We start from the raw sequence: 24,544 nt of genomic DNA on the forward strand, positions 1-24,544 counted from the left end.
GTTCGAGCGCGCCGCCGAGCTGGCCGGGCGCGGCGACGTCAAGGCGGCCCGCCTGGCCGCCGCCGCCCGGCACGCCGCCACCGCAGGCGACCCGCGCCGCGCCCGCGCCCTGCTGGACCGGCTCGGCACGCTGACCCTCACCGCCGAGACCCGCGGCCAGGCCGAGCTGCTGCACGGCGGCCTGGAACTGCGCGGCGGGGAGACCGGCAACGCCTGCGACAAGTTCCTGGCGGCGGCCGGGTGGCTGCTGGACCGCGACCGCGAGCTCGGCGTGCGCGCCCTGGTCCGCGCCGCCGAGGCCGGGTACTTCGCCGGGGACATCCAGCGGTTCCTCGCCATCGCCCACCGCGCCGCCGCGCTGCGCCGCCCCGACGACCGGGCGGCCACTCAGCTGATGTTCGACTACCTGGCGGGCATGGCCGCCACCTTCCGCGGGCGGCACGACGAGGCCGCCGGGCCGCTGCGCCGCGTGATGCGGCTGTCGGCCTCGGTCCACGACCCGGCGATGCTGGTGTGGGCGGGGGTCGCCGGCCTGATGCTCGGCGAGGACGAGCACGCCCTCACCTTGGCCACCCGGTCGGTGGAGAGCGCCCGCAGCCACGGCGCCGTCGCGGCGCTGCCGCAGCTGCTGGAGTCGGTCATCCACGCCGAGTTCTGGATGGGGCGCTACGCCTCGATGGCCGTGCACGCGCTGGAGGGCCTGCGGCTGGCCCAGGAGACCGGCAGGCTCAACTCCGCGGGGCACCACCTGGCCTGGTTGTCGCTGGTCGCCGCCGTGCAGGGCGACGAGGAGACCTGCCGCATCCGGGCCGGGGCCGCGTTCGAGCTCGCCGACGCGCACGGGCTCGGCCTGCCCGCCGTCCTCGGCGACTGGGCGCTCGCGCACGTGGACCTGGCCGCCGGGCGGGTGGCGGAGGCGGCGGCCCGGCTCGGCGCGCGGCGCAGGCGCGACCACCTGGTGACGCGGGTCATGGCCATCCCGACGTTCATCGAGGCCACCGCGCGCACCGGGGACCGGCGCAAGGCCCAGGTGGCGCTCGGCGTGCTGGACCGGTGGGTGGGCAGCACCCGCAGCCCCGACCGCCGCGCCCTGGCGATGCGCTGCCACGCGCTGCTGGCCGGGCCGGGCGAGGCCGAGGCGCTGTTCGGGGAGGCGCTGGAACTGCACCGGCAAGGGGCGTGCGAGTTCGAGACGGCCCGCACGCGGCTGCTGTACGGCGAGGCGCTGCGCCGCGAACGGCGGCCCGGGACGGCGCGGCAGCACCTGCACGGCGCGCTGGAGACGTTCGAACGGCTGGGCGCCCGGCTGTGGGCCGAGCAGGCGCGCGGCGAGCTGCGCGCGGCCGGGCAGTCGGTACGGCCCGCCCGCCCCCCGCTGGCCGAGCCGCTGACCGCCCAGCAGTCGCAGATCGCCCGCATGGTCGCCGAGGGCGCCACCAACCGCGAGGTCGCCGCCCGCCTGTTCCTCAGCCCCCGCACGGTCGAGCACCACCTGCGCAACATCTTCGTCAAACTCGGCGTCCGCTCCCGCGTCGAACTCTCCCGCCTGCTCTCCTGACCCCCGGCGGAGGTCATCCCGCGCGCCGCCCCGCCCGGCATGCCCCGGCCGCGCCGCGCCTCACCTGGCGGGCTCAGGCCTGCAGCGCACCGCACGGCGGGCTCGGGCCGCCGTGCGGTTCTCACCGTGTCGGCGGGAGGCCGGTGATTTCACCGATGCGTGAGTGACAGCGCGATCGAACAATTGCGACCGGCAGCAGTCAACGGAACCCCCGGCACCGTCCCCCCGGTGTCCCGCCCCCTGCCGTACGGCCCTGCGGCCGTCCCGCGGAGTGGTTCCCTCCTACCACCAGGGAGCACACACGTGCAGCCACGCCCCACCCTCTCCCCCCGTTCCCGCGTGATCGCCAAGGTCGGGCTGGTCCTGACGCTGGCCTGCGGCGGCCTGGCCGCCGCACCCGGCGCGCAGGCCGCGGCCGGCCCCTACGAGCGCGGCCCGGCGCCCACCAACTCCAGCATCGAGGCCTCGCGCGGCCCGTTCGCCACCGCGCAGACCTCGGTGTCGTCACTGGTCACCGGCTTCGGCGGCGGGACCATCTACTACCCGACCGACACCAGCCAGGGCACCTTCGGCGCCATCGCCATCTCACCCGGGTACACCGCCCGGTGGTCGAGCCTGAGCTGGCTCGGCCCCCGCCTGGCCTCCCAGGGCTTCGTGGTCATCGGCATCGAGACCAACACCATCTACGACCAGCCGGACAGCCGCGGCCGTCAGCTGCTCGCCGCGCTGGACTACCTGGTGCAGAGCAGCTCGGTGCGCTCCCGGATCGACTCCTCGCGCCTGGCGGTGGCGGGTCACTCGATGGGCGGCGGCGGCACGCTGGAGGCCGCCCGCTCGCGGCCCTCGCTGCAGGCGGCCATCCCGCTCGCGCCGTGGAACCTGACCAAGAGCTGGTCGACCGTCCGGGTGCCCACGATGATCATCGGTGGCGAGACGGACTCGATCGCCCCGGTCAGCTCGCACTCCGAGCCGTTCTACAGCAGCATCCCCGCCTCCTCGGAGAAGGCGTACATGGAGCTGAACAACGCCTCGCACTTCTTCCCGCAGAGCCCCGATACCACCATGGCCAAGTACATGATCTCGTGGATGAAGCGGTTCATCGACGACGACACCCGCTACGAGCAGTTCCTGTGCCCCCGCCCCTCGGGCCTCGCCATCGAGGAGTACCGCGACACCTGCCCGCACGCGTAGCCCGCACCCGGTGACGACGGCGGCCGCGACCCGGCCGCCGCCGTCATGCCCCGCGCCGGCGTTCCTCGCGCTCCTCCAGCAGGCGGGCGGTCTCGTGGGACACCTCGGTCGCCAGGACCGCCGACACCACGTCGATCAGGTGGCTGGTGAACAGCCGGTCGTCCTTGGCGGGGCCGCGGGCACGGCGGGACAGCTCGACGTAGGTGAGCCGGATGGCGGTGAACCGCTGGTGCAGCCGGGCGACCGCCACCGGCGACAGCAGCGGGGCCACCAGCTCGCGCCACCGGTGGATGCTCTGCGCGGGATCGGCGTCCGGCACGCGCCCGGCACGGTGCACGAGCTGCTCCATGATCCGCAGATACGCCCGGCCGCCGTCGGGGTCGGCCAGCTTGGCGGCCATCGGGCGGACCAGGGCGGCCGACAGCGTGCGGCGCGCCTCGCCGTGCGGCAGGGCGCCCCTGGCCTGGTACTCGTCCAGCAGCTGGTGGCGGCGCGCCTCGATCTCGGGCTGGTGCTTGACCAGCACGGCGCGCAGCACGCCGTCGCGGTCGCCGAAGTGGTACTGCAACGCCGTGGTGTTGCGCTGCCCGGCCGCCGCGGTGATCTCGCGCAGCGACACCGCGTCGATGCCGCGCTCGGCGAACAGGTGTTCCGCGGCGGCGACCAGCCGGGCGGCCGTGGTACGCGGATCGGGGGGCATGGGCGTCCTTGTCTGGCGGGGGAGGGACCGTCTTGCCGGTGGGCGGGACCATGGTTATGGTAATCAGGCAATTGCCTTAAATGCTGTGTCGGCCGAATGAAACGGCCGTCGGGCGGGGCGGCGCGGCGGGCGGACCGCCGACGAGAGGAGCCCGATGGCCATCGATTTCACCCTGGCCCCCGAGCACGAGGAGATCAGGCTGCGGGTGCGGGAATTCGTCCGTGACACGATCATCCCCGCCGTCGAGCCGTTCGGCGAGGACCGGCACGGGGCCGTACGCGACGAATACCTGCGGGTCATCATCGGGCTGCGCGGCAAGGCCAGGGAACTCGGGCTGTGGCTGCCGCACATGCCGGAGGAGTGGGGCGGCATGGGCCTCGGCCACGTGGCGCTGGCCATGGTGCAGTCCGAGGCGGCCAAGACCCGGCTCGGGCCGTGGATCCTCAACTGCGCCGCGCCCGACGAGGGCAACATGCACACCCTGCTGCACTGGGGCACCGACGAGCAGAAGGACAAGTACCTGCGGCCCCTGCTCGCCGGCACCGTCATGTCGTGCTTCGCGATGACCGAGCCGGAGGTCGCCGGGTCCGACCCCACGCTGATCCGCACCCACGCGGTCAAGGACGGCGACGAGTGGGTGATCAACGGCCACAAGTGGTTCATCTCCAACGCCCGCCGGGCCGGGTTCGCCATTCTCATGGCCCGCACCGAGACCGACGTGGCCGAGGGCACCCGGGGCGCCACCACCGCGTTCCTGGTCGACCTGCCGCAGCGGGGGTGGGACGACGTGCGCGAGGTGGAGACCATGCACGGCTCCACCGGCCACAGCGAGATCGTCATCACCGACCTGCGCCTGCCGGACGGTCAGATCCTCGGCGGGCGCGGCAACGGGCACCGCCTCGGGCAGTACCGCCTGGGCCCGGCCCGGCTGGCGCACTGCATGCGCTGGATCTCCCAGGCCGAGACGGCGCTGGACATGATGGTCGACCGCGCGCTCAAGCGCTACAGCCACGGGTCGCTGCTGGCCGACAAGCAGGGCGTGCAGTGGCTGATCGCGGACTCGGCGATGGAGCTGTACCAGTGCAAGCTCATGGTGCTGCACGCCGCCTCCAAGATCGACAAGGGCGAGGACTTCCGCACCGAGGTGTCGATGGCCAAGCACTTCGTCGCGGGCAGCCTCAACCGCATCGTCGACCGGGCCATCCAGGTGCACGGCGCGCTCGGCTACTCCACCGACACGCCGCTGGCGTCGATGTTCCAGCACGCCCGCTGGGCCCGCTTCGCCGACGGCGCCGACGAGATCCATCAGATGCGCATCGCGGAGCGTACGATCGCGGCGTACCGGGCCACCGGCTCCACCAGCGCCGCCACCGGAGGACTGCCACTGTGACCGCCGAGATCCCCGCACCCGCCAACGTCGTGCGCGCCGACCGGCTGGAGGGCGTGGTGGCCCTGGTCACCGGCGGCGGCAACGGCATCGGGGCCGCGGTGGCGCGGCGTCTCGGGGCCGGCGGGGCGCGGGTCGTGGTGGCCGACGTCGACGAGGACGCCGCCGGGCGGGTGGCCGCCGAGATCGGCGGCGCGCACGTCCGGTGCGACGTGTCCCTACCGGCCGACAACCAGCGGGCGGTGGCCGCCGCCGTCGACTGGTACGGGCGGCTGGACCTGGCGTTCCTCAACGCCGGGGTCGTCTCGGGCTGCGGGCTCGGTGACGACTTCGACCTGTCGCGCTACCGGCTGGCCATGGGGGTCAACCTCGACGGGGTCGTGTTCGGCGTGCGGGCCGCGATCCCGGCGCTGCGGGCGGCCGGTGGCGGCACCATCGTGGCGACCGCCAGCATGGCGGGCATCGTGGGGATTCCCAACGACCCCATCTACGCCGCCAACAAGCACGCCGTCATCGGCCTGGTGCGCTCCCTCGGCCCCGAGCTGCGGCCGTCCGGGATCAAGGTGCAGGCGCTGTGCCCGTCCTTCGCCGACACCGCGATCATCGGCGACAGCAAGCCTCTGCTGGAGGAGATGGGCTTCCCCATCCTGGAGGTCTCGGCGGTGGCCGACGCGTTCTTCCGCCTGCTCGACAGCGACGGCACGGGGGAGTGCTGGTTCGTGGTGCCCGGCCGCGAGAGCGAGCCGTTCACCTTCCGCCGCGCCCCCGGCCCGCGCGTCTGACACCGGAAATTCGCTGGAGATGGGCGGGCGGACCTCATAGCGTTTCCCGGTCAGGCGCCGCCGGGGGATTTGTGCCCCTATGTGCGCGATGTTCGGTACGGACGAGGTGACACGGTGGAGCACGGCGGATGGGCCGACGAACGGTTCGGGGCGGTCGCGGACGCCTTCGCGCGGAACCTCGCCGAGCACGGTGAGCACGGCGCGGCCGTCACCGTCTTCGCCGGCGGGCGCGAGGTGGTGAACCTGTGGGCCGGGACCGCCGACGAGCGGACCGGCCGGCCGTGGGACCAGGACACGGTCGTCCCGGTCTTCTCCTGCGCCAAGGGCATCGTGAGCGTCTGCGCCCACCTGCTCGCCCAGGAGGGACGGCTGGACCTCGACGCCCCGGTGGCCCGGTACTGGCCGGAGTTCGCCCGCGGCGGCAAGGAGAAGATCACGACGCGCATGGTGCTCGGGCACCGCGCCGGGCTGCCCGTCCTGGACCGCGTGCTGAGCTTCGCGGAGATCACGGCGTGGACCCCGGTGGTCCGGGCGATCGAGGAGCAGGAGCCGCTGTGGGAGCCGGGAGCCGCGCACGAGTACCACGGCCACGTCTTCGGCTTCCTCGTCGGCGAGGTGATCAGGCGCGTCACCGGCCTGACACCCGGCGCCTACTTCCGCGAGGCCGCCGGGGACCGGCTCGGCCTGCGGGCGTGGATCGGGCTGCCGGACGAGCGGACCGGCGACCTGGCCCGCCTCACCGAGGCCCCCGGCAGGCCCCCGATGCCCGGCCCCGAGACGCTGATCACCCGCATGGTGACCATGAACGGCGCCCTCGCCTTCCCCGGCCTGGACGAGCCCCACGGCTGGAACGACCTCGCGCTGCTGCGCGCCGAACTGCCCGGCGCCGGGGCGGTCGCCTCGGCGCACGGCCTGGCCGGGGTGTACGCGGCGGCCGTGACCGGCCTCGGCGGCTCCCCCCGGCTGCTCACCCCCGGCACCCTCACCGGCGCGCTGGCAGAGCTGTCGTCCGGCCCCTCCTGGTCGGGCTTCCCCGACGTCGGCGCCCGCTGGGGATCGGGCTTCCTGCTCGACGCCCCCCGGTTCCGTCCCATGCTCGGCCCGCGCAGCCTCGGCAACGACGGCGCCGGCGGCCAGTTCTCCTTCGGCGACGACGAGCACGGCGTGGGCTTCGCCTACGTCACCAACCACATGATCGGCCACGGCGACGGCCGCGCCTCCCACCTGGTCACCGCGCTACGGGAGTGCCTGACCTGACCGTCTCATCCGGCGATCCGGCAGAGACAGGCGCCATACACGCAGCCCAAGGAGTCCAGTCATGACCGGCCTCGGCGACATCGCACTGCTGGCCGGCGCGGGGCTGCTCGCCGGGGTGGTCGGCACCGCGGGCGGCATCACCTCCTTGATCTCCTATCCCGCCCTTCTCGCGGTGGGTCTTCCCGCCCTGCCGGCCAACGTGGCCAACATCGTCGCGCTCGTCGCCTGCTGGCCTGGCTCGGCCCTCGCCTCACAGCCCGAACTGGCCGGCCGCGGACCGTGGCTGCGCCGCTGGATGCCGCTGTCGGCCCTGGGCGCGCTGGCGGGCTCGTTGCTGCTGCTGTCCACGCCGTCGGGTGTCTTCGCCCGCGTCGTGCCGTTCCTGGTGGCCGCCGGTTCGCTGGCCCTGCTCGCCCAGCCCCGGCTTGCCGCCCTCCATCGGCGCGGCCGTCCTCCGGGAGCGGGCGGCGTGGTCCTACCGCTGGGATTGATCGCGATGTCGGTGTACAGCGGCTACTTCGGTGCCGGGGCCGGCGTGATGGTCCTCGCCCTCTTCCTGATCACCTCCGAGCCCCGTCTGGCCACCGCCAACGCCCTGAAGAACATGGTCCTCGGCGCCGGGACGCTCGTCTCCGCCGCCGCCGTCGCCGTTCTCGGCCCTGTCGACTGGACGGCCGTCGCGCCGCTGGGGCTGGGCATGTTCTTCGGCTCCACGCTCGGCCCCCGCCTCGCGCGCCGCCTGCCGGCCACTCTGCTGCGCCGGCTGGTGGCCTTGATCGGCATCGCCCTGGCGATCCAGCTGTGGATCAACCCGAGCGGCTGACCTGCCACGCCGGCGACCGCACGGACCTTTCCGGAGTCGTGATCACGTGGCTGGAAAAGGACTGGACGGGATGATGTTCGGACTTGTAGCTTGCACCTGACTGCGACACCGCCTGAGGAGGTGAGACCCCATGAACGCTGTAGCGATGTGGGTGCTCCCCCTTCCCGTCACGGTCGGGCGACGAATGACATAGGTGTCGCCGGGAGCGCCGCCAACAAAGGCACTCCCGAAAGGCAACACCTATGCACTCTCAGCGGTTCACCGCCGAGCCGTCGTCGGACGGCACGGCCGAGCGCGACGTCACCGCGGGCCACCTCTCCGAACTCTCGTCGCCGGCCTCCGGCGCCGATCGCGCGCCCCTCATCTTCGATGTGATCATCGCGGGGTGCGGGCCGACCGGTGCGACGCTGGCCGCCGAACTGCGGCTGCACGATGTGCGGGTCCTCGTCCTGGAGAGGGAGACCGAGCCCGCGTCGTTCGTCCGCATCGTCGGTCTGCATATCCGCAGTCTTGAGCTGATGGCGATGCGCGGACTGCTGGATCGCATTCTCCGGCATGGAAGACAGCGTCCGGCCGCCGGTTTCTTCGCCGCCATCGCCAAACCCGCGCCGAAGGGCCTGGATTCCAAGTACGCCTATCTGGTGGGCATCCCGCAGCCGGTCATCAACAACCTGCTCGAAGAACACGCGATCGAACTGGGCGCGCAGGTCAGGCACGGTTGTGCGGTCGCCGGTCTCGCGCAGGACGACGAGGGCGTGACCGTCGAGCTGGCCGACGGGGAACGGCTGCGTACGCGCTACCTCGTCGGGTGTGACGGCGCGCGCAGTACGGTGCGCAAACTGCTCGGCGTCGGCTTCCCCGGCGAGCCCTCGCAGAACGACACGCTCATGGGCGAGATGAAAGCGGGGGCACCGCAGGAGGAGATCGCCGCCAGGGTGAGCGAGATCGGCGAGACCCACAAGCCGTTCTGGCTCAGACCCTTCGGCGAGGGGGCCTACAGCGTCGTGATCCCCGCCGCGGGGGTCAGCGACCGCGCGGAACCGCCCACCCTCGAAGATTTCAAACAGCAGCTGCGCGCCATCGCCGGAACCGATTTCGGCGTGCACTCCCCGCGCTGGTTGTCCCGCTTCGGGGATGCCACCCGGCTGGCCGAACGTTACCGGGTCGGGCGGGTGCTGCTGGCCGGCGACGCGGCGCACATCCATCCGCCCATCGGCGGTCAGGGCCTCAACCTGGGGGTTCAGGACGCGTTCAACCTCGGCTGGAAACTGGCCGCGCGGATCCGTGGCTGGGCGCCGGAGACACTGCTGGACACCTACCAGGCCGAACGTCGTCCGGTCGCCGAGAACGTGCTGGACAACACCCGCGCCCAGAGGGAACTGACGTCTGGCGAACCGGGCCCGCGGGCGGTGCGCAGGCTGCTCACCGAACTGATGGACTTCGACGAGGTGAACCGCCATCTGATCGAGAAGATCGCCGCGATCGACATCCGCTACGACTTCGGCGACGGCCCCGACCTGCTCGGCCGCCGCCTGCGCGACATCGACGTGAAACAGGGCCACCTCTACGGCCTGCTGCGTCGCGGCCGCGGCCTGCTGCTGGACCGCACCGAACGCCTGACCGCCGGCGGCTGGTCCGACCGGGTCGACCACCTCGCGGATCCCACCGCGGCACTGGATGTTCCCTGCGTCCTGCTACGCCCTGACGGCCACGTCGCCTGGATCGGCGACGACCAGCAGGACCTGGACGACCACCTCTCCCGCTGGTTCGGCGAGCCCGCCGACTGATGAAGTAGCACCTGACCTGCGGTGACGGAGGGTCCCGGCGGGTGCGGTCCCGGTTCGATCAGGACGTGGGGCCGGACCGCGCGGCAGGACCGTGGATGATCTGTTCCAGGCAGTCGCGGAACAGATCATCCACGGTGCGGCCGGGTTGGAAGTACTCGGCCACACCGGCCATCACGGTGGGGTACGCCGCGGCGTACGCGGCCATGTCGAAGCCGTCCAGGGCGTCCGCGTCGGGGCGGCCGGCCTGTTCCTCCAGGACGTAGCCGACGGTGAAGCGCAACACCGTCAACACGATCAGGCGAGCCTGCCGCAAAGGAATGCCCCGCGCGACCAGCGTGCTCATCGCCAGTTCGGAGATGGCGGCCATCTTGAGGGACAGCTGGGAGGCCGCGATGATCCGGGCTCCGTCCGGGTGGGCCAGCAACGCGCGCCGCAGCCGCGCGGCCAGGCCGATCAGCCAGTCCTGCCAGCACTCCTCCGGGGCGGGCGACACCATCTCGGGGAACTGCTGCTCGAGAATCGCCTCGGCGATCGCGGTGACCAGCGCCGCCTTGTTCGGGATGTGCCAGTAGAGGGTCGGCGACTGTACGCCGAGCCGGGCGGCAAGTTTGCGCGTGGTCACGCCGTCGAGACCCTCGGCGTCCAGTAGCGCGACGGCCTCGGTGACGATCCGCTGCTTGTCCAGGGCCAATTCCCGGCACCTCCCTACCGGACTCTATCAGTGATAGAGTTCTCTATCAGTGATAGAGAGCTCTGCCATGGGAGGCAACGATGAGACACGGGCACTCGCTCCGCGACCTGCTGCACTGGGCGACCCATCGCATTCCGGGGATTCCCGCGCACACCGAGCAGCCGGCCGGGCACCAGGGCCAGGCCCGCCACGGCCATGGGCGGCGGCACTCGCTCACGCACCACCGTTCGCACCACCGTTCGCACCACCACGGGTTCAACCACGCTCCGGCCCGTCCGCCGCGCGTCCTGGTGGCGTGGCAGACGCGGATCGCCCGCCTGTTCGGTCAGGAGCTGGGATGAAGGCGGCGGTGCTCCACGAGGCCGGCGCAATCCCGCGCTATGAGGACTTCCCCGATCCGGTGGCCGGCGACGGCGAGGTGATCATCGACGTCAAGGCGGTCGCCGTCGAGAACGTCGACAAGGCGATCGCGGCCGGCACGCACTACGCCAGCGAGAAGTACATCGGCCGGTTCCCGGCGATCCCCGCCTTCGACGGCATCGGCGCCCTCCCGGACGGCACCCTCGTCGGGTTCGGCAACATCCGCCTGCCCTACGGCGCGCTCGCCGAGAAGACCGTGGTGCCCCAGGGCTCCTACATGCCGATCCCCGACGGCATCGACCCGGCGGTGGTGGCCGTGATGGCCTCGGCCGTCACCGCGATGTCGATGAAGACGGCCGCGGGGTTCGTTCCCGGGGAGACGGTGCTGGTGCAGGGCGCCACCGGGGTCGCCGGGCGGCTCGCGGTCAAGGTGGCCCGGCTGCTGGGCGCCGGCCGGATCGTCGCCACCGGCCGCGACGACGACCAGCTGCGCGAGGTGCAGGCCATCGGCGCCGACACGGTGATCAACACCGCGGTCTCCGACGAGGCGCTGACGCGGGCGTACCTCGACGCCAGGGAGGACGGCTACGACGTCGTGGTGGACTACCTGTGGGGGAGGCCCAGCGAGATCCTGCTGCGCGCGCTGGTGCCGCGGTCGTTCGCGTTCGGCAAGCCGACCCGGGTGGTCCAGATCGGCGAGTCGGCCGACACCGAGATCGCCCTCGCCGGGTCCAGCCTGCGCACCTCCGGCGTGGAGATCTACGGCGCGGCCAAGGGCCTCGACCCGCAGACCATGGGCGAGGTGTACCAGCAGATCGTGACGTGGACACGGTCCGGCGAGCTCACCTTCGACGTGGAGAAGGTCCCGCTGAGCGACATCGAGACCGCCTGGCAGCGAACCGACCTCAAAGGCAGGCGACTCGTCGTGATGCCATGACCGGCCGCGCCCACGGCACGCCAGCGATGATCAGGAGACCGCCGGAATCCGGTCCGATCCTCCTCGGGTCTAGCGAGGGTGGGGTGAGGGGTGGGGGAGGGCCGCGGCGGCGAGGGAGGCGGAGCGGCCCTCCGCGCGGGCCACGACGCGGCCGGCTCTGACGCGGACGGCTGCCTCGGTGTGGTCGGAGACGGCGGGGATTCCCGCGGCGGCGGCGAGGGCGCCGGTCTCGTCGTGGACCACCTGGAGGGGGGGCCAGGCGTGCGGGGGGAAGGCCTGGCGCAGGGGGGCGCACAGGTCGGTCACGATCAGGCGGGCCAGGGGGGCCAGCTCGCCGGGGGCGCCGCTGACCAGGACGGCGGTGACCTGGGTGCCGGGCGGTGCGGCGCGCACGGCCTCCTCGGCGGCCTCCAGGCGGTGCAGGCCGAGGATCGCCACCACGCCGTCGCCGGTCAGGTCGGCGGGGGAGCGGCGCACCGCGTCCGTCGCGGGCGGCGGGGACCACCGGTCGTCGGCGGCGCGGGCCGGGGGGACGGCGGGTACCAGGAGCCAGCCGCCGCCGAGTTCCAGGTCCGCCAGTTCCCGGCAGACGGTGACGACGTCGAACGGTTCGAGGAAGCCGGGTGCCGCGGCGGCCAGCTGCCCCGCGCCGTGCAGCGTGGTGAGCACGGCCTCGGCCACCCGCACCAGGCGGGCGGCGGGCGCCCCGGCCGGGCGCAGCCGCTCCAGGGCCAGGCCGAGCAGGATCGCGTCGAGCTTCATCAGCTGCGCGAACGACCGCCGGATCCGGTCGTCGCCGAGGATCTCCGGCATCAGGTCCCGCGCGAGCCGCGCGGGACCGTGCTCGTCGGTGGCGAGCGGAAACCGCGCCACCCACTCACGGGCGAACACCCCGATGGCCTCGCGCGCGGTGACCTCCGGCCCATCGGACGGCGCCCCGAAGGCTCCGGCCCGGCCGTCCGGCCTGGGTGTCTCCCCGGCAGGCCGGTGCGGGCCCGGCGTCCCGAACGGGCCCGGTTCCCCTGGTAGCGACTGCTCGGCGTCGGCCTGGTCGGCCAGTACGGCGAAGTACAGGGCCCGTTTGCCGGGGAAGTTGGAGTAGACGGCGCCTCGGGTCAGGCCGGCGCGGTCGGCGATGGCGTCGATCTTGGCGTCGCGGAAGCCTCGCTCGGCGAACTCGTCTCTGGCGGCGGCGAGCACCATGGCCCGGTTGCGCTCCTGAGTCTCCGCCCGGGTGAGCCGCCCCATGGTCCTCCCGCCCCTGTTGTCATCTGTTGTCATCACGCGTCGATCGACGATACCGTCAACCTTTCAGATGATGAGATCATATGATCTGAACATTCGAAAGACGGAGGGCTCATGACCGACGACATCCCGGAGATCGACCTCACCGACATCCAGGTGATCCGCGACCCGTTCACCGCCTACGGGGACGTCAGGGAGCGTTCACCGCTGGCCCGGCTGCGGATCCCGGGCATCGGCCCGGTGTGGACGCTGACCCGGTACGAGGGGGCCCGCGCGATGCTGGGCGACCCCCGGTTCGAGATCAACTCCGGCAGCTTCCTGCGGCCCGGCGTGCCGGAGGACTGCCTGCCGTACATGCGGACCATGTCGGAGATGGAGGGCGCGGAGCACGCGCGGCTCCGCAAGCTGGTCGCGCCCGCGTTCAGCCCGCGCCGGGCCGAGCAGTTCCGGACGAGGATGGAGCCGATCGTGGCGCGGCTGCTGGACGACCTGCCCGGTCACGCGGAGGACGGCGTGGTCGACCTGCTCCGGCATTTCGCCAGGCCGCTGCCCATCGACGTCATCTGCGAGCTGGTCGGCATCCCCGACTCCGACCGTCCGCGGTGGCGGGAGTACGGCGCGGTCATCGCGTCCGGCTCGGGTCAGGGGCTGGCCGAGGCGCTGCCCGGCATCATCGCCGGCGCCAAGGAGGCCCTGGTGCCGCGGCGCGCGGAACCGGTGGACGACCTGCTGTCCGACCTGGTCCGCGCCCAGGCCGACGACGGCGACCGGCTGAGTGAGACCGAGATGGTGACCATGGTCTGGCTCCTGGTCCTGGCGGGCCAGACGCCCTTCAACCTCATCGCCAACGCCGTCGCGGCCCTGCTCTCCCACCCCGGCCAGCTCGCCGCCCTGCGCGCCGACCCCGCCCTCATGCCCCGAGCCGTGGAAGAACTCACCCGCTGGGGCGGCCCGATCCTGCTGGCGGTCCCCCGTTACGCCCGCGAGGACGTGGAGCTGTACGGCGCGGAGATCCGCAAGGGCGACCCGATCACCGCCGCCGTCGCCTCCGCCAACCACGACCCCCGCGTCTTCCCCGACCCCGCCCGCCTGGACATCACCCGCCCCGCCCCCTCCGTCTCCCACCTGGGCTTCTCCCACGGCCCCCACTTCTGCCTGGGCGCCTCCCTGGCCCGCGTACAGACCCAGGCCGCCCTGACGGCCCTGCTCCACCGCCACCCGGACCTGGCCCTCACCACCACGGTGGAGGAGATCCGCGCCCTGGACCCGGGCACATGGCGGCTGACCTCTCTTCCGGTCGCGCTTAACGGCAAATCCACCCATATATAAATCTACAAAGTAAAGGGCTTCGGATTGGTGCAAAACACATAGAAAACGCCCAAACCATTCACCAGGTGGGGAAGAGCCCCGTCAGCGACATAGACGAGTGATTCCCCGCCTCGGTGGCGCTGGCCGACCTCGCCCGTCGAGCCAGTTGCTCCCAAAGCAAACCATCCAATTTTTGGAGTAATTGGCGTACCATGACGGAGACGACCGCACGTGATCATCATCGGTGCGGGGACCGGCGGCCTGCGCCTGGCGCAGAGATTCCAAGGAGCATCGATGATTCTCGTGACCGGAGCGACGGGCAGTGTCGGACGGCATGTCCTCGCCGGCCTGGTGGCCATGGGACACCCGGTCCGCGCGCTGTCGCGCACTCCCGGGCAGGTGCGCTTCCCGCGGGAGGCCGAGGTCGTTCAGGGTGATCTCGGTGAGCCGGAAGGGCTGCGTGAGGCGCTGCGCGGGGTGCGCGCCGTCTATTTGATGGCGATGGGCGGTGTGCCGGTCCCGTTCGCGGAGCTCGCCGAGCGCAGCGGTGTGCGGCGGATCGTCCTGCTGTCCACCTGCGACGTGCTGGACGGCGTCGAGCGGCAGCCGGACGCGGTGGCGCGGGTCCATGCGGCGTTCGAAGAGGCCGTGGCCGGGACCGGTATGCGATGGACGTTCCTGCGCCCCAACGAGTTCGCCGGCAACAGCCTGCACTGGGCCCCGCAGATCAAGGAGGGTGACGTCGTCCGCATTCCGTATCCGCTCGCGTGCACCGCGCCGATCCATGAGCGGGACATCGCGGCGGTCGCGGTGCGTGCTCTCACCGAGGACGGGCATCACGGGGCGAAGTATGTCCTGACCGGTCCTGAGGCCATCACGCACGCCGATCAGGTCGGCGCGATCGGGGCGGCGATCGGGCGTGCCCTGCGCGTGGAGGAGATCCCGGTGCGCGATGCTCGCGAGCAGATGACCCGTTACGCGCCGCCCGCGATCGTCGACGCGGTCCTCGGCCAGCTGGCGGCGGCGATCGAGCGGCCGCCCGTGCTGACCGGCACCGTCCAGGAGGTCATAGGCCGGCCGCCGTACACGTTCGCCGACTGGGCCCGGGAGCACGCCGGCGACTTCGGCTGACCGACTGGTTACGCTGGCGCCGACTCTCTCATCGAGACAGGGGTTGGCGTTGTCAGGCGATACCAGGCGGCAGATGGTCGACCGGCTCATGCTGGCGCTCACCGATCTGCAGAGCGTCTCCGATCAGGTCGATCAGGCCGTCAGTTCCGTTCTGGGCCTCAACCGCACCGACGCCCGCTGCCTGTCGTGTCTCATCACCCGGGGCCCGATGGCGGCGGGCGATCTGGCCGAGGCCGCGGGCGTCGCCCCCACCGCGCTCACTTACGCCCTCGACCGGCTCGCGCAGGCGGGCCATGTGGAACGGGCGCGGGATCCCGCCGACCGCAGGCGTGTTCTCATCACCGCCACCGCCAAGACGCGTCAGTTCGCCGAGCGGATGTGGAGCCAGACGGTCACCGAGACCGAGCAGCAGATGGCGAAGTACACGACGCAGCAGCTGCGGCTTTTGACCGGGTTCGTCGACGAACAGATCGAGGTGCAGAGACGGCAGGTGCTGCGCATCCGCGACGATCCGAGCCCGGGGTGAGGTCTGGCTGTCCGGCGTTGGCGTGTCCGCGAGCGCTGCGGCCCGTGATCACCTACCCCGGTGGCGGGGTGGTGCCGTTCAGGGTGCGGCCGAAGGCGAGGAGGGTGAAGCCGGGGATGGGGGCCCAGTCGCGGTTGGGGAGGCGGGTGAAGCCTTGGGCGAGGTAGAGGCGCTGGGCGGTCTTCATGGCGGGCTGGGTGGACAGCAGGAGTGAGGTGGCGCCCCGGGCGGCGGCGCGGTCGAGGACGGCGCGGATCAGGGTGGCGCCGACGCCCCGGCCCTGGGCGTTCGGGTCGACGGCCAGGGCGCGCATCTCGGCCTCCTTGGGGCCGGTGGCGAGTTCGCTGCCTGGGTGGTAGGGGTCCATCATCGCGGTGCCGAGGATCTGGTCGTCCTCGACGGCGACGAGCACCTCGCCGTGGCCGTTGGTGCCGAGGGCGCGCAGCATGCCGGCGTAGGCGGGGTGCGCGGTGAGCAGTCCCTCGGCCTCGTAGGCGGCGACGCGCAGTTCGCCGACGGCGGTCATCTCCCCGGGGTGGGCTTCACGCACGATCATGAGTCCCATCAAACCAGGTCATTCGCGGGTGCGGGCCGCCGGGCCGCGGCACGATCTTTCCGTGCTGTGGTGCGGCGTATGGGAGGGGATGGGTAGGAGCGGGGGTGGGGTGGGGGATTTCGGAGGGGGCGCGTGATCTTCTTGGTGTCGCTCATGGCGGCATGTCTTCTGGGGCTGGGGTTCGTCGCGCAGCAGCACGCCGCCTACCGGGAGCCGCTGGGTGAGATGCTGCGGGTGCGGCTGCTGGTGCATCTGATCCGGCAGCCGTTGTGGCTGGCGGGCATCGGGCTGATGTTCGGCGGGCAGTTGCTCGGGGCGCTGGCGCTCTGGGAGGCGGACGTGTCCCGGGTGGAGCCGTTGTTCGCCACGAGCCTGATCTTCGCGCTGGCGGCCGCGCACATCGTGTACCAGGAGCATCTCGGTCCGGCGGAGTGGACGGGGGCGGTGCTGGTGAGCGGGGGTGTGGCGTTGTTCCTGGCGTTCGGTGAGCCGCACGGGGGGCGGTCGCCGGCTCCTTCGTCGGCGCACTGGGTGGTGGTGGCGATCACGGTGGTGGCGGCGGTCGTGCTGGTGCTGGCGGGGCTGCGTCGTTCGTTGCCGGTGAAGGCGATGTTGCTGGCGGCCTCGGCGGGCATCCTGTACGGGCTGCAGGACGTGCTGACCCGTAGTTCGCTGCTCACGTTGCGGCTGGGGCCGGGGGCGCTGGCCACGTCGTGGGAGCCGTATGTGATCCCGTGTGTCGCGGTGGTGGGGTTGCTGCTCAATCAGAGCGCGTTCGACGCGGCGCCGTTGCGGATCTCGCTGCCCGCGACGACGGCGGCCGAGCCGATCACCGGCATCGTGCTGGGCATCGTGATCTTCGCTGAGCGTCTGGAGCTGAGCGCGTGGGCGCTGGCGGCGGAGGTGATCGGCCTGATCGCGATGGTGACGGGGATCGTGTTGCTGGGGCGGTCGCGGTTCCTGGTGAAGTCCGGGGCGGGGGATCGGTGATCGCGGTCGTGCTGGCGGTGTTCGCCGCGGCGAGCAACGCGGTGGCGTCGGTGTTGCAGCGGCTCGCGGCGCGGCGGGTGCCGGAGCGGGTGGCGATGCGGCTCGGCCTGATCTGGGCGTTGCTCCGGTCTCCGGTGTGGTTCGGGGGGATCGGGGCGCTGATTTTGGGGTTCGCGTTCCAGGCGGCGGCGTTGTCGCAGGGTGGGCTGGCGTTGGTGCAGCCGGTGCTGATCAGTGAGCTGCCGTTCACGATGATCTTGGTGTCGCGGGTGTTCGGGATCCGGCTGGGCGGACGGTCGTGGCTGGCGATCGGGTTGCTGACGGGTGGGCTGGCGTTGTTGTTGTTCGCGGCGTCGCCGCGGCCGGGTGACGGCGGGCCGGACGTGCTGGGGTGGGTGATGGCGACGGCGGGGACGCTGGCGACGGTCTGCGCGCTGGTGCTGGTGGCGCGGGTCACGGTGGGGGCGGGGCGGGCGGTGGCGTTCGGGGTGGCGGCGGGGGTGGGGTTCGCGTTCACGGCGACGTTCATCAAGCAGGCGACGATGGTGCTGGAGGAGGACGTGTCGGTCCTGCCGGTGACGTGGCAGGTGTACGCGATGGTGGTGGCGGGGTTGTGCAGCCTGTTCCTGCTGCAGAACGCGTTGCAGAGCGGGACTCTGGTGGCGGCGCAGCCGGCGTTGACGCTGAGTGATCCGGTGGCGTCCATCGTGTACGGGACGACCATGTTCGGCGAGGAGATCCGTACGGGGGTGTGGATCCTGCCGGAGCTGACGGGGATCGCGTTGATGGTCTGCGGGAGTTGCCTGCTGGCGCAGTCGGCGTGGTTCATCGGCACGCCTCAAGCAACTCCGGTTGACACTCCTTATTAGTCAACTAAAGTCACTTAAATATTCCTTGTGCTTCCTGCGCCTCCGGCCGGCCGCCACTCGGTTGATCAGTGGGTACGGCGGCGGGGCCACGGCGATGGCGATGCGCGGCCCGCTTAGCTGCGCTATTCGACCGAGGTCGAAACTCCTCGCACTCAGGCAACGGCTTCCACTTCACTAAAGGCTGTGCGCCCGATCCGGTTTGCCGGATCGTGTTCGGATCGTGTGCAGGCAGCCACACCGCCCGGCCGGCCGGCGTGTGGGCCACGGATCGGGGACAGGCCTCGATCCCTCGACCTGGCGAGCGACCCTCGCCGTGAAGGGATACCCGATGACCACGCGCGCCCTGTGGAGAGCGACGTCCACCCTGCTCCTGGCCCTCACCGTCGGGCTGGGCCTGGTCGGCATCTCGGCGAGCCCGGCATCCGCGCACGACGCCGTGGCGGTCGTGTACGTCAACGGCCTGACGGCGGGGAGCAGCAGGGTCTACAACAGCCACCAGACGATCTCGGCCTGCGACACCCGGGGGGACGCGCACCCCGTGATCGCCTGGTACGTGACGAGTGACGGCGTCATCCGCCAGCTCACCGACTGGACGGCCCACGACGGGTGCCCGACGACGAACGCCCCGGCCGGTCTCACGATCGTCCGCAACCAGGTGTGTTACGGCTACCCGGCCGCCGTCGGCTGCGGCGCCTGGGTCAACCACTAGCGGGACCACCTCGACCGGGGACACGTCGAGTGAAGGGGTGCCGGACCGGTGGCGGCCGGCACCCTGCCCGCGCCGCCCGGCGGGACCGCCGGGGTGACCGGCGGATGCTCTACGAGCGCGCACGCACGGCCCACTGTTCCTGACTGATCAACGGTTTCGGGTGGTCCGTGGCCGGGGCGCTTCGGTTTGGAGACCGCTGTGTTTCGCAGCCGTCCGGCCCTGATGGCTGCCGCTTACCCGCCGGCCCGGACGCGGGCGGCGGCTTGCACGGTGTGCGACAACAGGAGGGCGGTCGTCACCGGACCCACCCCGCCCGGGACCGGGGTCAGGGCCGCGGCCACCGCGCCGACCGACGCGGCGTCCACGTCTCCTGCCAGCCCGCCGTCGCCGGTCGGGTTGGTTCCGACGTCCACGACCACGGCGCCGGGAGAGACGTACTCGGCGGTGATCAACCCGGCACGTCCGACGGCGGCCACGACCACCTCGGCCGCGCGGGTGACGGCGGCCAGATCCCTGGTCCGCGAATGGCAGATGGTGACGGTGGCGTTCCGATCGAGAAGCAGGTGCGCGGCGGGCTTGCCGACAACCGTGGAACGCCCGACCATCGCGACGGGCCGTCCGCTCAACTCGATGCCGTGATGATCGAGGATGGCGACGACGGCTTGAGCGGTGGCGGGGGCGAAAGCGGGCAGACCCGCGGCCAGGCGGCCCAGTGAGGCCGGGTTGGCTCCGTCGACGTCTTTGCCTACGTCGATGGCCAAAGCCATCTCCTGGGCGTTGACGCCTTCGGGGAGCGGCGTTTGCAGGATGACGCCGTGTACGGCGTCGTCGGCGTTGAGACGAACGAGCGTGCCGGCGATTCCGGCCGCCGCGGCGTGCGGTCCCACGTCGATCACGTCACAGTGGACGCCGGCCTTCTCGGCGGCCCTGGCGATGGACCGGACGTACCATGCGCTGGACTCGTCGGCCGTGGCGACGACGACCGCGAGCGTGGGCGGTCTTCCGGCGGCGGTGAGCTCGGCGGCCCGGGCCGCCGTCTCTGCTCGGATCTCGGTGGCCAGCTCCTTGCCGGACAGTGCGGTGGCGGTCACCGGACGATCTCCTCGCGGACGGCGGCGGTGACCCGCTCGGCGCGCGTGGCCAGGTCGTCCACCTCCGCGGCTCGGGCCGTCAGGCCGGTGCGAACGGACGCGTCCTTGATCCCGGACAGGTTGACCTCGATGTTCACCCGGGCCGTGGTCGCCGCCGCGCGGGCGGCCTCCGTCGCGGCGGCCACATCGGTGATGACGTTGCGGTTGCCGATCAGCAGGAGCTCCTCGGCTGAGTCGATGACGGCGGATGCCAGGTCGATCACGCCGGCGGGAGGTCGGGCGGCTCCTGCCAGAGCGGCGGCGATGGCGGCCGAACGTACGGATCTGTCCGACTCGCTGTCTTTCGGCAGCTTGTAGGCGTCGGTGACGGCGGTGAACGCCGCCGCGTCGTCCTCGGCCAGCTGGAGGGCCTGGGTGCGGAGCGCGTCGGTCTCGACGATGATCTGTTCGATCCGGTCCTGGTGCTCGGCGTACTTGCCGCCGGTGGTGTAGCGGGCGACCATGCCCAGCAGCGCCGCCGCCTGCGCCGCGTGTAGTGCCGCCGACGCGCCCCCACCTGGAGCCGGTACGCGATCGGCGAGTCTCACGAGGAAATCACCGAGTTTCTCATCGCGCATCATGGGCGCTCGTCCTCGTAGGTAGCAGGGTCACGGGTACAGGTCGAAATCCTGCCACGGGTGACCCGAGACAGGCGGCACAGCCGAGCCGGTGACGGGCTCTCGTTCGATCCGGATGCGTCTGACGGAGCGGGCCGGCGTCCCGCTGATGGGCGTAGCCGGTGTACCGCAGGCGGGCGGGGCGGTGAACAGGGCGGAGGCCGCCGCCACCTGGCGCGCGCGGTGGCGGGGGTCGGCCAGGTGGTCGAGGGCGGCGAGCAGGGCCGCGGCGCCGGGGGCGTGCGTGGTGAGGCCTGCCCGGGCCATGGCCAGGGCGCCGTCGCGGCCGTGGCCGGGGATGGGGCGGTGGGAGACGACGGGCAGGCCTGCGGCGAAGGCCTCCACGCAGGTCAGGCCGGCGGCGTTGTCGACCAGGGCGTACGCCGCCGCCATGAGCTCGGGCAGGTCGTCGCGCCAGCCCAGCACCGGCCCGAGCCCGGCGGCGGCCAGGCGGCGGCGCAGCCGGGCGTTGCCCCCGCACAGCACCACCGGGGTGTAGCGCCCGGACGCCGCCAGAGTCCGGGCGGTGGCGGTGACGTGTCCCGCTCCCCACGCGCCCGCCGACACCAGCACCAGACGGTCGCGCGGCCCGGCCCCGACGCGCGCGCGGATCCCGCCGGGCCGGGCGGGGGCGTGGAAGGCGGGCCGTACCAGCGGGGCGTAGGTGCTCGCGGGGCGCCGGGTGAGCGCGGTGACGCGCGCCGCGGCGTCGGGGGACGGGCACAGGTAGCGGTCGTTGCCGGGGTGCAGCCAGAGCAGGTGGATCGCGAAGTCCGTCACCAGCACCGTGCTCGGCGCGTGCAGGGTGCCGCGGGCCCTCATCAGGCCGGTGACCTGGGCGGCCAGGTGGAACGTGGAGACGACCTCGCCTGGGGCGAAGTCCGCCGCGATCCGCGCCAGCCGGGCGGCGGCCAGCCGGGCCAGCGGGGCGGCGGAGGGGCCGCGGGTGTGCCGCCGGGGGACGAAGAAGACCTGGTAGACGATCTCGTAGATCCAGGGTGTGCGCAGGACCGTGGTGCGGTACCACCAGCGCAGCAGCGGCCCCAGCCGCAGGGGGAGCAACCGGAGGACGTCGATGACCAGTACCCGCGCGCCGTCCAGAGTGAGGCGCCTGGCCAGTTCGCCGGCCACCCCGTCGTGTCCGGCGCCCATGGACGCGGTGAGGACGAGCACCCGCCGGGCGGTCATTCTTCCCTCCCCGGACGGGGGCTGACCGGGTGCGCGCGGTGGCCGCGTGCGCGGCGGTGGCGGGCGGGGCCGCGCTGGCGTACGCGGCGCCCGCGGCGACGTGGCTCGGCGGGGTGCGGCGGCTGGTGCCCGCGCTGGCGGGGGAGGGGGACCGGGGTCATGTGGCGCTGACCTTCGACGACGGGCCCGATCCGGTGTCCACCCCGTGTTTCCTGCGGGAGTTGCGGCGGCTGGACTGCCGGGCCACGTTCTTCGTGCTGGGGGAGACGCTGGAGCGCCATCCGGAGTTCGGCCGCCGGATCGCCGCGGAGGGGCACGAGGTGGCGGTGCACGGGTGGCGGCACGTCAACGCGCTGCTGGCCCGCCCCGGGGCGGTGGCCGGGGAGATGGCGGCGGCGGCACGGCTGGTGCGGGACGTCACCGGGGCCCGCCCGCACTGGTACCGGCCGCCGTACGGCGTGCTCAGCGCCGAGGCGCTGGCGGCGGCGCGGATGCTGCGGCTGCGGCCGGTGCTGTGGACCGTGTGGGGGAAGGACTGGACCGCGTCGGCCACCCCCGGTTCGGTGCTGGCCGCCGTGACGCCCGGCCTGCGCGGCGGCGCCACCGTGCTGCTGCACGACTGCGACCACACCTCCGCCGCCGGGTCGTGGCGTTCGGCGCTCGGCGCGCTGCCCGAGCTGGTGGACCGCTGCCGCGCGGAAGGGCTGGCGGTGGGGCCGCTGGGCGAGCACGGCGTCCGGCGGCGGGATGGCCACGGGTCCTCCTGGAGAAGCGGGTGCCAGGTCACGGTCTCCGCGCCGGGACGGCGATAAAGCCGGGAAACGGGAAATGTTCGGCTAATTGAGGGTCCCGGCGGTACCGCGTGCGATTCGCGGCACGTTATTCCGGTGGTAATGGAAAAGGCTCGTCCTGGAATCGGTAATGAGGCGGTACCCTTGCTGTACCTGGTGCCGGGCGGGATGTGGCCTCCGGCGGGTATGGCCGGTGACCTGGCAGTTTACGGAGCCGTGCGCTGGCAATAGAGAAGCCATGTCATCGGGGCGGGACGTCATTTCGAGAGCGGGCCGGGAGAATTTCCCGGTCGCCTCGCGCGTGCTGACCGGCCGATATCGGGACCATCTTTTCGCCGTGTACGGTTTCGCGCGCCACGTGGACGACATCGGCGACGAGAACGATCCGCGGGACCGGCCGAGGCTGCTGGACGAGATCGACGCCGACCTGCGCCGCCTGTACGCCGGGCGCGGCCCTCGGCACCCGGCGGTCCGGGGCCTGACCCGCACGGTGCGGGAGTGCGCGGTGCCGGCCGAGCCGTTCCACCGGCTGGTGGAGGCCAACCGGCGCGACCAGGCCGTAACCCGGTACGAGACGTTCGACGACCTGCTGGGGTACTGCGCGTTCTCCGCCAACCCGGTCGGGCACATCGTGCTGCACGTGTTCGGCGCCGCCGAGGCCGCCCGGGTGCCGCTGTCGGACCGGGTGTGCTCGGCGTTGCAGGTCATCGAGCACTGCCAGGACGTCGGCGAGGACTACCGCCGGGGACGGATCTACCTGCCCGCCGAGGACCTGCGCCGCTACGGCTGCGCCGAGCGCGACCTGGCCGGGACGGCCACCCCGGCGCCGCTGCGGCGGGTGGTCGCGGTGCAGGCCGCGCGGGCCGCGCGGCTGCTGGACGCCGGGGCGCCGCTGCTGGCCTCGCTGAGCGGGTACGCGCGGGCCGCGGTCGCCGGGTACGTCGCCGGGGGCCGGGCGACGGTCGCGGCGCTGGAACGGTCCGGCCACGACGTGCTCGCGGGAACCGTCCGGCCACGCCGCGCCCGGGTGGCGGGCGCGTGGCTGCGCGCGCTGGTGACGGGGAGGTGACCCGGTGACGGCGTCCCACGCCTACCGGCACTGCGAGCGGATCGTCCGCACCCGGGCCAGGAACTTCTCCTACGGCATCCGCCTGCTCCAGGCCCCCAAGCGCCGCGCGCTGAGCGCCGTGTACGCGTTCGCGCGCCGCATCGACGACATCGGTGACGGGCACGGCCCGGCCGACCAGCGGCTGGCGCTGCTGGCCGCGGCCCGCCGCGCGCTGCACGCCCGCCGCCCGAGGCACGGCGACCTGGTGATGGTGGCGCTGTTCGACGCGGCGCGCCGCTACCCCATCCCGCTGGCGGCGTTCGAGGAGCTGATCGACGGGTGCGCCGCCGACGTGAACGGCGCGACGTTCGCCGGGTTCGACGACCTGCTGGGGTACTGCCGCCGGGTGGCCGGGTCGGTGGGCCGGTTGTCGCTCGGGGTGTTCGGCCCGGCCGACCCCAAGGCGACCGCGCCGCTGGCCGACGCGCTCGGGGTGGCGCTGCAGCTCACCAACATCCTGCGCGACGTGCACGAGGACCGCCTGGCCGGGCGGGTGTACCTGCCGGCCGAGGACCTGGAGCGGTTCGGCTGCACCCTGGCGCTGGACGACGCGGGCCGGTTCACCGACCCGCCGGACCGGCTGGACGCCCTGATGCGGTTCCAGACCGCCAGGGCCCGCGACTGGTACGCCCAGGGCATGCGCCTGCCGCCGCTGCTGGACCGGCGCAGCGCCGCGTGCACCGCGGCGATGGCCGGGATCTACCGCGGCCTGCTGGACCGCATCGCCGCGTGCCCCGCCGAGGCCCTGGCCGGGCGGTCGTCCCTGCCCGCCTGGGAGAAGGCGATGGTCGCGGCCCGCGCCCTGGCCGGAGCCGGACGGTGAACCCCCGCACGCCGGACGGCGGGACACCGCGCGTACACAGCGGGCCGTCCCGCGTCCCTGCCCGCACGCCGGGCGCGGGG

The 24,544-nt window shown here is 72.7% G+C and carries 25 protein-coding genes; 18 read left to right on the forward strand and 7 right to left on the reverse strand.

The features are described from left to right. Together ACFP1K_RS17340 and ACFP1K_RS17345 are read left to right on the forward strand one after the other, a co-directional pair. A partial coding sequence (locus ACFP1K_RS17340; RefSeq protein ID WP_380754022.1) for a LuxR C-terminal-related transcriptional regulator occupies positions 1–1,558 on the forward strand: 1,558 nt, incomplete at its 5' end. Positions 1,559–1,861: 303 nt separating this feature from the next. Next, positions 1,862–2,749 (forward strand): alpha/beta hydrolase family protein, encoded by an 888-nt coding sequence (locus tag ACFP1K_RS17345; RefSeq protein WP_380754025.1) that lies wholly within the window; start codon positions 1,862–1,864, stop codon positions 2,747–2,749. A gap of 43 nt (positions 2,750–2,792) precedes the next feature. Here the strand turns inward: ACFP1K_RS17345 and ACFP1K_RS17350 are convergent, their stop codons facing one another. Continuing rightward, positions 2,793–3,449: a TetR/AcrR family transcriptional regulator gene (locus tag ACFP1K_RS17350; RefSeq protein ID WP_380754028.1), complete on the reverse strand. Its 657-nt coding sequence runs from the start codon at positions 3,447–3,449 to the stop codon at positions 2,793–2,795. A 154-nt stretch (positions 3,450–3,603) separates the two neighbouring features. On the opposite strand from ACFP1K_RS17350, the gene ACFP1K_RS17355 reads away from it, so the two are divergent. The 5 genes from ACFP1K_RS17355 to rox all read left to right on the forward strand — a co-directional run bounded on the left by ACFP1K_RS17355 (position 3,604) and on the right by rox (position 9,485). Further along, positions 3,604–4,839 carry an acyl-CoA dehydrogenase family protein gene (locus ACFP1K_RS17355; RefSeq protein WP_380754031.1) on the forward strand — a complete coding sequence of 412 codons (1,236 nt, stop codon included), beginning with the start codon at positions 3,604–3,606 and terminating at the stop codon, positions 4,837–4,839. After that, positions 4,836–5,618, forward strand: a complete 783-nt coding sequence (locus ACFP1K_RS17360) for an SDR family oxidoreductase (protein ID WP_380754034.1) — start codon at positions 4,836–4,838, stop codon at positions 5,616–5,618. The genes ACFP1K_RS17355 and ACFP1K_RS17360 overlap by 4 nt, the downstream gene beginning before the upstream one ends. Positions 5,619–5,732: 114 nt before the next feature. Beyond that, positions 5,733–6,875, forward strand: coding sequence for a serine hydrolase domain-containing protein (locus ACFP1K_RS17365; RefSeq protein ID WP_380754037.1), 1,143 nt, complete (start codon positions 5,733–5,735; stop codon positions 6,873–6,875). 61 nt (positions 6,876–6,936) lie between these two features. After that, complete coding sequence (locus ACFP1K_RS17370; protein ID WP_380754040.1) at positions 6,937–7,698, forward strand: sulfite exporter TauE/SafE family protein; 762 nt, start codon at positions 6,937–6,939, stop codon at positions 7,696–7,698. A gap of 362 nt (positions 7,699–8,060) precedes the next feature. Continuing rightward, the gene (gene rox / locus ACFP1K_RS17375) at positions 8,061–9,485 is read left to right on the forward strand and encodes a rifampin monooxygenase (RefSeq protein WP_380754316.1); all 1,425 of its coding nucleotides are present in this window, start codon (positions 8,061–8,063) and stop codon (positions 9,483–9,485) included. A 58-nt stretch (positions 9,486–9,543) separates the two neighbouring features. Here rox and ACFP1K_RS17380 read toward each other — a convergent pair whose 3' ends face one another. Next, positions 9,544–10,176, reverse strand: coding sequence for a TetR/AcrR family transcriptional regulator C-terminal domain-containing protein (locus ACFP1K_RS17380; protein ID WP_380754043.1), 633 nt, complete (start codon positions 10,174–10,176; stop codon positions 9,544–9,546). 80 nt (positions 10,177–10,256) lie between these two features. Between ACFP1K_RS17380 and ACFP1K_RS17385 the strand changes: the two genes are divergently transcribed. Beyond that, on the forward strand, positions 10,257–10,517 hold the full coding sequence (locus ACFP1K_RS17385) for a hypothetical protein (RefSeq protein ID WP_380754046.1): 261 nt from the start codon (positions 10,257–10,259) through the stop codon (positions 10,515–10,517). After that, positions 10,514–11,473: a zinc-binding dehydrogenase gene (locus tag ACFP1K_RS17390; protein WP_380754049.1), complete on the forward strand. Its 960-nt coding sequence runs from the start codon at positions 10,514–10,516 to the stop codon at positions 11,471–11,473. Before ACFP1K_RS17385 ends, ACFP1K_RS17390 begins: the two co-directional genes overlap by 4 nt. 69 nt (positions 11,474–11,542) lie before the next feature. Here ACFP1K_RS17390 and ACFP1K_RS17395 read toward each other — a convergent pair whose 3' ends face one another. Continuing rightward, positions 11,543–12,754, reverse strand: a complete 1,212-nt coding sequence (locus ACFP1K_RS17395; RefSeq protein WP_449329155.1) for a TetR/AcrR family transcriptional regulator — start codon at positions 12,752–12,754, stop codon at positions 11,543–11,545. Positions 12,755–12,832: 78 nt separating this feature from the next. Here ACFP1K_RS17395 and ACFP1K_RS17400 point away from each other — a divergent pair, with 78 nt between their 5' ends. The 3 genes from ACFP1K_RS17400 (at position 12,833) to ACFP1K_RS17410 (ending at position 15,683) form a co-directional block, all read left to right on the forward strand. Then, a complete protein-coding gene (locus tag ACFP1K_RS17400; RefSeq protein ID WP_380754052.1) occupies positions 12,833–14,047 on the forward strand; it encodes a cytochrome P450 family protein in 1,215 nt (404 codons plus the stop codon). Between the two features lie 273 nt (positions 14,048–14,320). Continuing rightward, complete coding sequence (locus ACFP1K_RS17405) at positions 14,321–15,157, forward strand: SDR family oxidoreductase (RefSeq protein ID WP_380754055.1); 837 nt, start codon at positions 14,321–14,323, stop codon at positions 15,155–15,157. Positions 15,158–15,230: 73 nt separating this feature from the next. Continuing rightward, entirely contained in the window at positions 15,231–15,683 is a 453-nt protein-coding gene (locus tag ACFP1K_RS17410) for a MarR family transcriptional regulator (RefSeq protein ID WP_380754058.1), read from the forward strand. A 52-nt stretch (positions 15,684–15,735) separates the two neighbouring features. On the opposite strand, the gene ACFP1K_RS17415 is transcribed toward ACFP1K_RS17410, so the two are convergent. After that, positions 15,736–16,239 (reverse strand): GNAT family N-acetyltransferase, encoded by a 504-nt coding sequence (locus tag ACFP1K_RS17415; RefSeq protein ID WP_380754061.1) that lies wholly within the window; start codon positions 16,237–16,239, stop codon positions 15,736–15,738. 132 nt (positions 16,240–16,371) lie between these two features. Between ACFP1K_RS17415 and ACFP1K_RS17420 the strand changes: the two genes are divergently transcribed. The 3 genes from ACFP1K_RS17420 to ACFP1K_RS17430 all read left to right on the forward strand — a co-directional run bounded on the left by ACFP1K_RS17420 (position 16,372) and on the right by ACFP1K_RS17430 (position 18,807). Further along, positions 16,372–17,229, forward strand: coding sequence for a DMT family transporter (locus ACFP1K_RS17420; RefSeq protein WP_380754064.1), 858 nt, complete (start codon positions 16,372–16,374; stop codon positions 17,227–17,229). After that, positions 17,226–18,098 carry a DMT family transporter gene (locus tag ACFP1K_RS17425; protein WP_380754067.1) on the forward strand — a complete coding sequence of 291 codons (873 nt, stop codon included), beginning with the start codon at positions 17,226–17,228 and terminating at the stop codon, positions 18,096–18,098. The genes ACFP1K_RS17420 and ACFP1K_RS17425 overlap by 4 nt, the downstream gene beginning before the upstream one ends. Positions 18,099–18,426: 328 nt before the next feature. Beyond that, entirely contained in the window at positions 18,427–18,807 is a 381-nt protein-coding gene (locus ACFP1K_RS17430; RefSeq protein ID WP_380754070.1) for a hypothetical protein, read from the forward strand. A gap of 233 nt (positions 18,808–19,040) precedes the next feature. Here the strand turns inward: ACFP1K_RS17430 and ACFP1K_RS17435 are convergent, their stop codons facing one another. From ACFP1K_RS17435 to ACFP1K_RS17445, 3 genes are read right to left on the reverse strand one after another with little or no spacing between them, the layout of a single operon-like run. After that, positions 19,041–19,898: a bifunctional 5,10-methylenetetrahydrofolate dehydrogenase/5,10-methenyltetrahydrofolate cyclohydrolase gene (locus tag ACFP1K_RS17435; RefSeq protein ID WP_380754073.1), complete on the reverse strand. Its 858-nt coding sequence runs from the start codon at positions 19,896–19,898 to the stop codon at positions 19,041–19,043. Then, positions 19,895–20,518 (reverse strand): cyclodeaminase/cyclohydrolase family protein, encoded by a 624-nt coding sequence (locus ACFP1K_RS17440; protein WP_380754075.1) that lies wholly within the window; start codon positions 20,516–20,518, stop codon positions 19,895–19,897. The genes ACFP1K_RS17435 and ACFP1K_RS17440 overlap by 4 nt, the downstream gene beginning before the upstream one ends. A 27-nt stretch (positions 20,519–20,545) precedes the next feature. Beyond that, positions 20,546–21,742 (reverse strand): MGDG synthase family glycosyltransferase, encoded by a 1,197-nt coding sequence (locus ACFP1K_RS17445; RefSeq protein ID WP_380754078.1) that lies wholly within the window; start codon positions 21,740–21,742, stop codon positions 20,546–20,548. 38 nt (positions 21,743–21,780) lie between these two features. Here ACFP1K_RS17445 and ACFP1K_RS17450 point away from each other — a divergent pair, with 38 nt between their 5' ends. The 3 genes from ACFP1K_RS17450 to ACFP1K_RS17460 all read left to right on the forward strand — a co-directional run bounded on the left by ACFP1K_RS17450 (position 21,781) and on the right by ACFP1K_RS17460 (position 24,464). After that, entirely contained in the window at positions 21,781–22,554 is a 774-nt protein-coding gene (locus ACFP1K_RS17450) for a polysaccharide deacetylase family protein (RefSeq protein ID WP_380754081.1), read from the forward strand. A 217-nt stretch (positions 22,555–22,771) separates the two neighbouring features. Further along, positions 22,772–23,602, forward strand: a complete 831-nt coding sequence (gene hpnC / locus ACFP1K_RS17455) for a squalene synthase HpnC (RefSeq protein WP_380754083.1) — start codon at positions 22,772–22,774, stop codon at positions 23,600–23,602. A 4-nt stretch (positions 23,603–23,606) separates the two neighbouring features. Next, positions 23,607–24,464: a phytoene/squalene synthase family protein gene (locus ACFP1K_RS17460; protein ID WP_380754086.1), complete on the forward strand. Its 858-nt coding sequence runs from the start codon at positions 23,607–23,609 to the stop codon at positions 24,462–24,464. Positions 24,465–24,544: the final 80 nt, after the last annotated feature.

Source organism: Sphaerisporangium aureirubrum, assembly GCF_042658925.1.
In the GTDB taxonomy this organism is placed as follows: Bacteria; Actinomycetota; Actinomycetes; order Streptosporangiales; family Streptosporangiaceae; genus Sphaerisporangium; species Sphaerisporangium aureirubrum.

What these genes read in the sequence shown, in the direction of transcription:
- ACFP1K_RS17350 (WP_380754028.1), bottom strand. Translation starts at nt 3,449, where the DNA reads ATGCCCCCCGATCCGCGTACCACGGCCGCCCGGCTGGTCGCCGCCGCG.
- ACFP1K_RS17355 (WP_380754031.1), top strand. Translation starts at nt 3,604, where the DNA reads ATGGCCATCGATTTCACCCTGGCCCCCGAGCACGAGGAGATCAGGCTG.
- ACFP1K_RS17370 (WP_380754040.1), top strand. Translation starts at nt 6,937, where the DNA reads ATGACCGGCCTCGGCGACATCGCACTGCTGGCCGGCGCGGGGCTGCTC.
- ACFP1K_RS17385 (WP_380754046.1), top strand. Translation starts at nt 10,257, where the DNA reads ATGAGACACGGGCACTCGCTCCGCGACCTGCTGCACTGGGCGACCCAT.
- ACFP1K_RS17390 (WP_380754049.1), top strand. Translation starts at nt 10,514, where the DNA reads ATGAAGGCGGCGGTGCTCCACGAGGCCGGCGCAATCCCGCGCTATGAG.
- ACFP1K_RS17395 (WP_449329155.1), bottom strand. Translation starts at nt 12,754, where the DNA reads ATGACAACAGATGACAACAGGGGCGGGAGGACCATGGGGCGGCTCACC.
- ACFP1K_RS17400 (WP_380754052.1), top strand. Translation starts at nt 12,833, where the DNA reads ATGACCGACGACATCCCGGAGATCGACCTCACCGACATCCAGGTGATC.
- ACFP1K_RS17405 (WP_380754055.1), top strand. Translation starts at nt 14,321, where the DNA reads ATGATTCTCGTGACCGGAGCGACGGGCAGTGTCGGACGGCATGTCCTC.
- ACFP1K_RS17410 (WP_380754058.1), top strand. Translation starts at nt 15,231, where the DNA reads ATGGTCGACCGGCTCATGCTGGCGCTCACCGATCTGCAGAGCGTCTCC.
- ACFP1K_RS17415 (WP_380754061.1), bottom strand. Translation starts at nt 16,239, where the DNA reads ATGATCGTGCGTGAAGCCCACCCCGGGGAGATGACCGCCGTCGGCGAA.
- ACFP1K_RS17430 (WP_380754070.1), top strand. Translation starts at nt 18,427, where the DNA reads ATGACCACGCGCGCCCTGTGGAGAGCGACGTCCACCCTGCTCCTGGCC.
- ACFP1K_RS17440 (WP_380754075.1), bottom strand. Translation starts at nt 20,518, where the DNA reads ATGATGCGCGATGAGAAACTCGGTGATTTCCTCGTGAGACTCGCCGAT.
- ACFP1K_RS17445 (WP_380754078.1), bottom strand. Translation starts at nt 21,742, where the DNA reads ATGACCGCCCGGCGGGTGCTCGTCCTCACCGCGTCCATGGGCGCCGGA.
- hpnC (WP_380754083.1), top strand. Translation starts at nt 22,772, where the DNA reads ATGTCATCGGGGCGGGACGTCATTTCGAGAGCGGGCCGGGAGAATTTC.